10 protein-coding genes and 1 pseudogene are annotated in these 8,990 nt (G+C 26.6%); 6 read left to right on the plus strand and 5 right to left on the minus strand.

What is annotated here, in order from left to right; all coding sequences use genetic code 11:
• Both QZ429_RS06855 and QZ429_RS06860 read right to left on the minus strand, forming a co-directional pair.
• Positions 1 to 530, minus strand: a pseudogene (locus QZ429_RS06855) (hypothetical protein); the annotation flags it as partial.
• Positions 531 to 580: 50 nt separating this feature from the next.
• Entirely contained in the window at positions 581 to 1,237 is a 657-nt protein-coding gene (locus tag QZ429_RS06860; protein WP_291953145.1) for a response regulator transcription factor, read from the minus strand.
• 84 nt (positions 1,238 to 1,321) lie between these two features.
• Here QZ429_RS06860 and QZ429_RS06865 point away from each other — a divergent pair, with 84 nt between their 5' ends.
• From QZ429_RS06865 to QZ429_RS06890, 6 genes are read left to right on the plus strand one after another with little or no spacing between them, the layout of a single operon-like run.
• Positions 1,322 to 2,302, plus strand: coding sequence for a substrate-binding domain-containing protein (locus tag QZ429_RS06865; RefSeq protein WP_291953147.1), 981 nt, complete (start codon positions 1,322 to 1,324; stop codon positions 2,300 to 2,302).
• Positions 2,303 to 2,317: 15 nt separating this feature from the next.
• Positions 2,318 to 3,232, plus strand: a complete 915-nt coding sequence (pstC, locus tag QZ429_RS06870) for a phosphate ABC transporter permease subunit PstC (RefSeq protein WP_291953149.1) — start codon at positions 2,318 to 2,320, stop codon at positions 3,230 to 3,232.
• Positions 3,229 to 4,317, plus strand: coding sequence for a phosphate ABC transporter permease PstA (pstA, locus tag QZ429_RS06875; RefSeq protein ID WP_291953150.1), 1,089 nt, complete (start codon positions 3,229 to 3,231; stop codon positions 4,315 to 4,317). Before pstC ends, pstA begins: the two co-directional genes overlap by 4 nt.
• Positions 4,317 to 5,057 carry a phosphate ABC transporter ATP-binding protein gene (locus tag QZ429_RS06880; protein WP_291953162.1) on the plus strand — a complete coding sequence of 247 codons (741 nt, stop codon included), beginning with the start codon at positions 4,317 to 4,319 and terminating at the stop codon, positions 5,055 to 5,057. Before pstA ends, QZ429_RS06880 begins: the two co-directional genes overlap by 1 nt.
• A gap of 58 nt (positions 5,058 to 5,115) precedes the next feature.
• Positions 5,116 to 6,327, plus strand: a complete 1,212-nt coding sequence (locus tag QZ429_RS06885) for a DUF2920 family protein (RefSeq protein WP_291953152.1) — start codon at positions 5,116 to 5,118, stop codon at positions 6,325 to 6,327.
• 18 nt (positions 6,328 to 6,345) lie between these two features.
• On the plus strand, positions 6,346 to 7,386 hold the full coding sequence (locus QZ429_RS06890; protein ID WP_291953154.1) for an acyl carrier protein: 1,041 nt from the start codon (positions 6,346 to 6,348) through the stop codon (positions 7,384 to 7,386).
• On the opposite strand, the gene QZ429_RS06895 is transcribed toward QZ429_RS06890, so the two are convergent.
• The 3 genes from QZ429_RS06895 to QZ429_RS06905 form a co-directional block, all read right to left on the minus strand.
• On the minus strand, positions 7,387 to 7,623 hold the full coding sequence (locus tag QZ429_RS06895) for a phosphopantetheine-binding protein (RefSeq protein ID WP_291953156.1): 237 nt from the start codon (positions 7,621 to 7,623) through the stop codon (positions 7,387 to 7,389).
• A 26-nt stretch (positions 7,624 to 7,649) separates the two neighbouring features.
• Entirely contained in the window at positions 7,650 to 8,654 is a 1,005-nt protein-coding gene (locus QZ429_RS06900) for a hypothetical protein (protein ID WP_291953158.1), read from the minus strand.
• Positions 8,651 to 8,990: polysaccharide deacetylase family protein (locus QZ429_RS06905; RefSeq protein ID WP_291953160.1), on the minus strand; the 340-nt coding region annotated here is incomplete at its 5' end. The genes QZ429_RS06900 and QZ429_RS06905, both read right to left, overlap by 4 nt.

Below are 8,990 nucleotides of genomic sequence, written 5' to 3' on the forward strand. Positions count from 1 at the left end.
GTATTTATCAAATTTAGATCTTTAAAAAAGATTTTTTTAAAGGTGAAAGTCGATTCTAAATTTATAGTTTTGATGAAATTTAACAATTCTTGAAAATATTCTTTAAAAATTTTATAAGTAAATATAAATACAAAACTTAAAACAAATAAAAATACAATCAATATAAAAGCATTTTGTAACCAAAATTCTATTTTTATATCTTTAGGATAAACTATGATGATATATTGAAAATTATCATAAGTATAAGCTTGATAATAAATTGTTTTGTCATTAAAATGAGCCTTAGTTAGCTTGATATTAAATTTATCAATAAAAAAAGAAAAATCTTTTAATGATGTAATGATTTCATTTTCTTTTTTGATGATAAAATCAGCTCTTGTTTGTGTTGCAAATTTTAAAATATTGTCTTGATTAATTTCTTTAAGTAAGCCAAAATTTAAGGTATCGTGCAAGGTTTTTAATTTTTGTTCATAAGTGCTTTTTATGATATCATCGATGTATTTTTCATTTATAATAAAAAATAAAAGCACAAAAAAACTACAAAAAAAGCTAAATAAAATTAAAAAAAAAGTTTTAATTTTTAGCAAAATTTATACCCCACAGATCTTATCGATATAATTTTTTCTTTTATTTGAGGTATTTTTTGCTTTAATCTTACTATGGCAGTATTGATAGTTTTGTCGCTAGTAAGATCATTTTTCCATACTTGTTCGCTTAAAAATTGTCTATTTAATAGTTGATTTTTATGGGTAAAAAAGCATTTTAAAAGCTCAGTGTCTAATGTAGTTAAATTTATATTTTTATCTTTATAATAAAGTATTCTTTCTTCAAAATATAAAATAAAATCACCGCAAATGATTTTTTCTTTTTGAATTTTATTTCTTTTAGAAACTGCTTTGATTCTAAATAATAATTCATTAAAATCAAAAGGTTTGCAAATATAATCATCACACCCTTGCTCAAAGCCGTCTAAAATATCTTTTTGTAAGGTTTTAGCACTAAGAAAAATAACATTTTCCTCATAGCCTTTTTTTCTCATTTTTTTAATCATTTCAATACTATCTCCACTTGGAAGATTTCTATCCATAATGATTAAATCAATGTCATTATCATCTAAAAAGCTTTCTAAATTTAAAAAATCAAAAAAACTAAAAACATTGATATTTTCTTGTTTTAATCTAAAACACAAAAGCTCATTTAAATCTTTATCATCTTCTATCAAAACTAAATTTAACATTTAAAGATTATATCAAAAAATGCTTGTATCCAAAATGTTTCCATTTTGTTTTAAATTTTTATTATTTTTTAAAGGAGCAAATTTATGAAAAAAGTTTTAGCTTTAAGTTTAGTAGCTTTTATGAGTTTGAGTGCAACAGATCTTAAAATAGCTGGCTCATCAACTATGTATCCTTTTACTTCTTTTGTTGCAGAAGAATATGCTTTAATAAAAAATGTCAAAACTCCTATAGTAGAAAGTTTAGGAACTGGCGGGGGTTTTAAAGTTTTTTGCGAGGGTATAACTAGCATATCTAATGCTTCAAGGGCTATAAAATCTAGCGAATTTGAAGTTTGTCAAAATTCTGGTGTTAAGGATATTCTTGGGGTAATGATAGGCTATGATGGTATAGTTTTAGCTCAAAATAAAATCAATATTCCATTAAATATCACAACAGAAGAATTATTTTTAGCTTTAGCTAAAGAGATACCACAAAATGGGAAATTAATTTTAAATCCTTATAAAAATTGGAACGAAATTAATCCAAATTTACCTAATAGAAAAATCACCATTTATGGGCCTCCTTCTAGCTCTGGAACAAGAGATATTATAGAAGAATTAATTATGATAAAAAATTCTAAAAAATTTCCAGAATATAAAGATAAATACAAAACAATACGTCAAGATGGAGCCTATATACCAAGTGGAGAAAATGATAATTTAATTATTTCTAAATTAAGTGTAGATAAAGAAGCTTTTGGATTTTTTGGGTATGGATTTTTAGTAAATAATGAAGACAAAATTAACGCTGTAAGTATAGATAATATTCAAGCAAATAATGAAAATATTTCTAATGGAACTTATAAATTATCAAGATCTTTGTTTATTTATGTTAATGCTAAAAATAAAGATGCGATTGAATTTGCAAAAATTTATATAAGTGATGATTTAGCTAAAACAGGTGCGGAGCTAGAAAAAATAGGTCTTGTCCCTTTAAGTGATGATATGCTAAAACAAATGCAAAAACACGTAGATGATGAAAAAGTATTAAATCAAGAGCTTGTAAAAGCTGGAAAAATTTTTTAACAACAGGAATGAAAATTGATAAAAGAAAAAATAATTAAATTTATACTCTTTCTTTGTGCTTTCATTAGCGTAGTGGTGAGTTTTGCCATTATGCTAACTATTTTGATAGAAGCTTTGAAATTTTTTCAAAAAGAAAGTCTTTTTACTTTTTTATTTTCTAGTCAATGGGCTGTTGATACGGCTTTTGTTGGAGCTGATGGAGTAAGAAAAGAAGGTATTTTTGGTGCCTTGTCTTTATTTTGGGGGACTTTTTATATATCTTTAATTGCTATGATGAATGCCCTGCCACTTGGCATTATGTGTGCGATTTATTTAGGTGTATTTGCGAGTAAAAAGTCTAAAAATTATTTAAAGCCGATTTTAGAGATTATAGCTGGAATTCCAAGTGTTGTTTTTGGATTTTTTGCAGCGATAATTGTAGCTCCTTTTATAGTATGGTTTTTTTCTCTTTTTGGTATTAATGCTAGCTTTCAAAGTGCTCTTGGTGCAGGATTTATTATGGGGATAATGATAGTTCCTATTGTAGCTTCTTTGTCGCAAGATTGTATTGAAGCTGTTAATCAAAAAAGAATCAATGCAGCTTATGCTTTAGGTATGACAAAAAAAGAAGTGGTTCTTGCAGTAATTTTACCAGAAGCTTTGCCAGGTATAGTAGCTGCTTGTCTTTTAGGGCTTTCAAGAGCACTTGGTGAAACTATGATAGTGGTTATGGCTGCTAGTTTAAGACCAAATTTAAGCTTAAATTTCTTAGAGGATATGACAGCAGTTACAATTAAAATAGTAGAAGCTTTAAGCGGAGATCAAGCTTTTGATAGTTCTTTGACATTAAGTGCATTTTCCTTAGGATTTGTGCTATTTGTTATCACTTTGATTATTAATATTTTTAGCGTTTATTTAATCAATCGCTTTCATAAAAGGAAAAATTTATGAAAAAATTATTTAAAAAAAGAAAAAAGTCTTCAAAATTTTTTAAGAGATTTTGCAAAATGGGTCTTTATATAAATCTTATTTTTCTTGGTATTTTTTTATCAAGTATTTTTTATTTAGGTTTTGGAGCTTTTAAACAAACTTATATTTATACTTATGCAGAAAGAAATTCTTTAGTTTATGAATTACTATCTCGCACAGAGCAAAGAAAAATTAGGTCTTCTCAAACAAATGAGAAAGCTTGGTTTTTAGCAAATGCTGAAGTAGATCAATATATGAAAAAAAATTACAACAAACTCAATGACAAACAAATACAACTTGTAAATGAGCTAATGCAAAAAGGGCAAATACAATTAAAATTTAACGCAAATTTTTTCTTAAATGGAGATTCAAAATCACCAGAAAATTCAGGTATTTTATCTTCTATTGTTGGGACTTTGCTTGTGATGATTGTTTGTATGGTTGTTTGTATGCCAATTGGAATTGGTGCAGCAATTTATTTAGAAGAATTTGCATCGCAAAATTTATTTACGCATTTTATAGAAGTTTGTATAAATAATCTTGCTAGTATTCCTAGTATTTTATTTGGACTTTTAGGATTAGGGGTATTTATAAATTTATTTCATATACCTAGATCTTCAGCTATTGCAGGTGGTCTTACATTAGCTATAATGAGTTTGCCAATTATCATAGTCTCTACAAAAACTGCATTAAAAAGCGTAGATATTAATATAAAAAATGCAGCCTATGCTTTAGGTATGAGTAAATTTCAAATGATTAAAGGCATAATGCTCCCTTTAGCTATGCCTATAATACTTACAGGTTCTATCTTAACTTTAGCACAAGCTATAGGAGAAACAGCACCTTTGATGATAATAGGTATGATAGCTTTTATTCCTGATGTAGCCAGTAGTATATTTTCTCCAACTAGTGTTTTGCCAGCTCAAATTTTTACTTGGTCTGCTATGCCAGAGCGTGCATTTTTAGAAAGAACTGCAGCTGGAATTTTAGTTTTATTAGGACTTTTAGTTATTTTAAATTTAAGTGCTATTTTACTTAGAAAATATTTTCAAGGAAAGAATTTATGATTATTGCTAAAATCGTTGATTTAAATTTATTTTATGGAAAAAAACAAGCTTTATTTGATATTAATATGCAAATACAAAAAAACAAAATAACAGCTTTAATAGGTGCTTCAGGTTGTGGAAAATCAACATTTTTGCGATGTTTTAATCGTATGAATGATAAAATCGCTACGATTGATGGGCTTGTAGAAGTAAATAAAAAAGATGTTAAAAATCAAGACGTAGTTGTGCTTAGAAAAAATGTGGGTATGGTTTTTCAACAACCTAATGTTTTTGTAAAAAGTATATATGAAAATATAGCTTATGCTCCAAGACTTCACGGAATGATACAAGATAAAAATCAAGAAGAGCAATTAGTTGTAGATTGCTTGGAAAAAGTTGGTTTATTAAAAGAGGTAAAAGACAAGCTTCGTCAAAGTGCTTTAGCACTTTCTGGTGGCCAGCAACAAAGACTTTGCATAGCAAGAGCATTAGCGATAAAACCTAAACTTTTGCTTTTAGATGAGCCAACTTCAGCTCTTGATCCTATATCATCAAGCATTATAGAAGAACTTTTAAAAGAACTTAGTCGAAATTTATCTATGATTATGGTAACTCACAATATGCAACAAGGAAAAAGAGTGGCTGATTATACTGCATTTTTTCATTTGGGTAAGTTGATAGAATTTAATGAAAGTAATGAATTTTTTGATAATCCACAAGAAGAAAAAACAAAAGCTTATTTAAGTGGTATTTTTGGATAAATAATTTCATTTTTATGATTTTTAGATATAGTTTTATGTGATCTTAAAAAGGATATGTATGCTTATAGATAAAACTTATTTTATAGATTCTTGTGATGATGAAGAGCTTGATATAAAAAGAGAAAACAAGCTTGAATACAGAATTACTTATGATGATAGTAAAAAAATGAAAGCTATAGTGTTTGTCATAGGTGGGTATGGAGCGAATTCAAATATGGTTTTTGTTGATTTTAACAGGCAATTTGTAGCTAAAAAATACGATGTTATAGCAGTGAGCGTTTTGTATCATTGTTTTTGCCAAAGAAAAAGTGATGTGCAAAGATATAGTGCCCAAACTACGTTTATAGAAGAGGACTTGCCAAATTTAGAAAAAGTTTTAAAAGAATTTGACATTGATACGTGTGGTCTTAATATTTATTCTGCTTGGGATTATTATCATCTTTTAAATGAAACTATTAGCGATTTAAAAGAAAAAAATCTTTTAGAGCAAGATTATCAAGCACATTTTAGTGGAACCTTTGTCCCGCCAAATAATGAGTATCAAAATTTTGGCATAATGGCAGCAATTGATCATATAAATGCTTTAAAAGATATCTTAAATAATTACCCTCAATTTAAAAATTTACCTAAAATCTACGGGGGGGGGTCTTATGGAGGTTATTTAGCTTTGATGTGTGCAAAAATAGCTCCTTGGTATGTCGATGGAGTGATAGAAAATTCAGCTGCAATTTTGCCACCATTTGAGTATTTTTTAGGAAAAGAATTTGATAAAGAAGATAGTGTATGTTATGACCCAAATGTTGTGATTCATTGTCAAGTTAAAACTCACTGGACTAGGAAAAATCCAAATTCTCCTTATTATTTTGCAGATGAAAATTATCTAATAAGAGCTTTATTAAATCAAACTCATTTAATATTACAAGCTCAAAAAAGTAAAGATATAGTTTATATAAGCTATCACGGCTTAGAGGATACTCTTACTCCAACTGATTATAAAATTCAAATAATACAAATACTAAAAGCACTAGGCTATGAAGTAGATTTTCATCTAATAGAAGAAAAAGATATAGATGGTAAATTTATTAAAGATTTAAAACACGGATGTGGAATTTCTGATAAAGTATTATTTAATAAAGAATTACCAAAAATGTTAGAAAAATTAAAAGATAAGGAATTTAGCATAAGAGAAGATAGCATTTCTTATCCTTGCAAGGATAAAGTTTTTACTTTTAAGGATGAAAATGATAAATTTTGTCTTTCAATTATATAAAAATTAAAAGAGGTTAATATGACAGCTTATTTACATATAGGGACTACAAATACAGGCAATCAAGAAAAACAAGGTTTTTTAATGCAAAATGAAGATAAACTTTTAGAGCAAGGTTATATATATCCAAAAAGCTTAAGAATGGCAAATAGACACTGGGTCTTGGTTGATATAGTCTTAGAATTAGTTAAAAAAGAAAAACTAAGCTCTAATGTTTTAGATGATTTAGATGATGAGCGTTTGATTAAGGCTGTTGAAAATTTCAAAATAGAAGCAAAACTGCATAAAGATAAAAAATTTATTTTTTCAGCAGAGGGCATAGTCTGGGATTTTTCCACTAAAAAACATATAGAAATTTTAAAAAAAGTAATGGATAATTTAGGATTTACAAAAGTTTATGAAATAGTTTATTTTAGATCCACGCTAGATTATTTAAATTCTCACTGCTCACAAGATATTAAAAATAATATGGGATTTTATTCAGCTGATTTTAAACCAGATGAACATCCTAGAAAATATATTTTTGATTATGAGTGGATTTGTAAAAGCCATAGTGAAGTTTTTGGAGAAGAAAATTTAATAGTTAGATTGCTTAGAGAAGAATATGTCGGCGGAACTTTGTTAAAAGATTTTGTGTATCACTTGGGCTTAAAATGGGATGAGAGTTTTGTGCTAAAGCAAAACAAAAATGAAAGTTTTAATCTTTTAGGTATGGAACTTCAATCAAGGCTAATTAAAAAAGATTTGCAAGGTCAAAATATCAACTCATTGCTTTATATCGCTAGAAAAACTTTCGAGGGCACAAGCGATAGTAGATTAAAATTTAAAGTTGCAAAAGATATTGCAAAATCTTATGTTGATTATTATGAAAATTCTAATGAGTGGGTTAGAGCTAAATACTTTCCGCATAGAAAAACTTTATTTGAACCTATAAATTGGGACGAATACAAAGAAAACCCAACCTTAACTCAAACAAATGAAAAAGACTGGGATCAAGTAGCTGAATTTATAACTCAAATCATAATATCTAAAAATAAAATTATAAATTCTTTGAAAAAATAATTAATTATATGCTTTCATAAGCATATTTTTTATATTTTCCAAATTCTCAAAATTTTCAGGATTGATGTATTCGGCTTTTAGTGGTGCCCCAAAGAATTTTTCTATTTCTGCTACTAAAGCCATTATATCTATACTATCGATTATGTCTTCACTAACTAAATTTTGAGTGTTTTCATCCACATCTGCTCTTTCTATATTTAAGAAAAATTGTTGGACATCTTTTAAATTTATTTGCATATGAACTCCTTTATTTTGTGATTATATCAAAAATTTAATTGATTTACCCTATCTTGATCACTATCCCCTTTAAAAATAGCATAATTTTTCTTTTTACTTTTAATGGCAAAATAAATATCAATATTTTCTTTGACAAAAGGTTCATAATATACAGGTATTATTTCGTTTTCTTTTTTTAAATTAAAACCCATTTTGATGAAAAAATTTTTATCTGGTATGTAGCAAATTAAACTTACAAATTCACAATTTTTTTGATTTAGTAAATTTTGAAATTCATAATATAAATTTGTTTTTATATTTCCTAAAAAATCAACTATTAGCATACATTTTGATTTATTGTGTTTTATAGTTCTAGTAAAAAATACTGCCTTTAAAATTCCATTTTTAAACACCCCAAAAGCTTCGTATTTATACATACGATGTCTTAAATAGCGGTTTATAAAATACTTTAAGCTTTTATTAGGAAAAAATATAAATTCAAGCTTGCTTTTTTGAAGCTCATTAATGGTAAGTTTTTTTATATTTATGGCATTGTTTTTTTTATATTTTTTTGTGCTATTGTCAAATTTAGCAAGTTTAAATTTTTTCTTTTTATCATTTTTTATATAAAAATTATACAACTTGTCTATTTTATTATAAGCAAATAAAGATACAAATTTTTGTGAAAATTCTGACATTCCAGCAGATGAAGTATGCTTTATATTTAAAATATCTACTAGATGTTTATAAAGCTTTAAACCTAAGGAAGGGTATTGTTTTTTAGCACTCCACAAAGAAGTCCAAACATTTATATCTTCGCAATTTGTATCGTATTGACTTTGCAATATAAAACCTAAAATTCCATCAAATTCTTTGGTATTTGTATTATAAGCTACTAAAAAATTATATCTTTGATGATTTTTATCAAAATGCTGAAAATCTAATACAAGTTTTGATTTTACAAAAATATGATCTTCTTTCCATTGAGTTTTTATATAGTTTTTTAAAAGTTCGTATTCATCATACTTACAAAATCTTATTTCGTGATTCATCCTAAACTCGCCTTGCCATATTTAAATTCATTACAATCATATCTTGCTAGAGTATAAGGATTTTGCAATAAATCTTTTACATCTATATCTTTTTTATATTCTGTTAAACTCACAAAAGCAAAATCCACTTGATTTTTTAATAAAATTTCTTTTGAATACAAACTAAATTCTCCATACGGATAGCAAAATGTTTTTACAGGGCTTGTAAAATTTTTTAATTTTTGAAAAGAAATTTCTATTTCTTTAATCTCTTCATATTTGTTTATATTTAAAAAATTTAGATGATTTTCGCTATGAGATCCTATTATCATTTCAGATTCGTGCATTATTTTTAAC

The sequence above is a fragment of the Campylobacter sp. genome, from assembly GCF_020024835.1.
Lineage (GTDB): Bacteria > Campylobacterota > Campylobacteria > Campylobacterales > Campylobacteraceae > Campylobacter_D.

Coding starts and splice junctions, on each gene's coding strand:
- QZ429_RS06860 (WP_291953145.1), bottom strand. CDS start 1,237: ATGTTAAATTTAGTTTTGATAGAAGATGATAAAGATTTAAATGAGCTT.
- QZ429_RS06865 (WP_291953147.1), top strand. CDS start 1,322: ATGAAAAAAGTTTTAGCTTTAAGTTTAGTAGCTTTTATGAGTTTGAGT.
- pstA (WP_291953150.1), top strand. CDS start 3,229: ATGAAAAAATTATTTAAAAAAAGAAAAAAGTCTTCAAAATTTTTTAAG.
- QZ429_RS06885 (WP_291953152.1), top strand. CDS start 5,116: ATGCTTATAGATAAAACTTATTTTATAGATTCTTGTGATGATGAAGAG.
- QZ429_RS06890 (WP_291953154.1), top strand. CDS start 6,346: ATGACAGCTTATTTACATATAGGGACTACAAATACAGGCAATCAAGAA.
- QZ429_RS06895 (WP_291953156.1), bottom strand. CDS start 7,623: ATGCAAATAAATTTAAAAGATGTCCAACAATTTTTCTTAAATATAGAA.
- QZ429_RS06900 (WP_291953158.1), bottom strand. CDS start 8,654: ATGAATCACGAAATAAGATTTTGTAAGTATGATGAATACGAACTTTTA.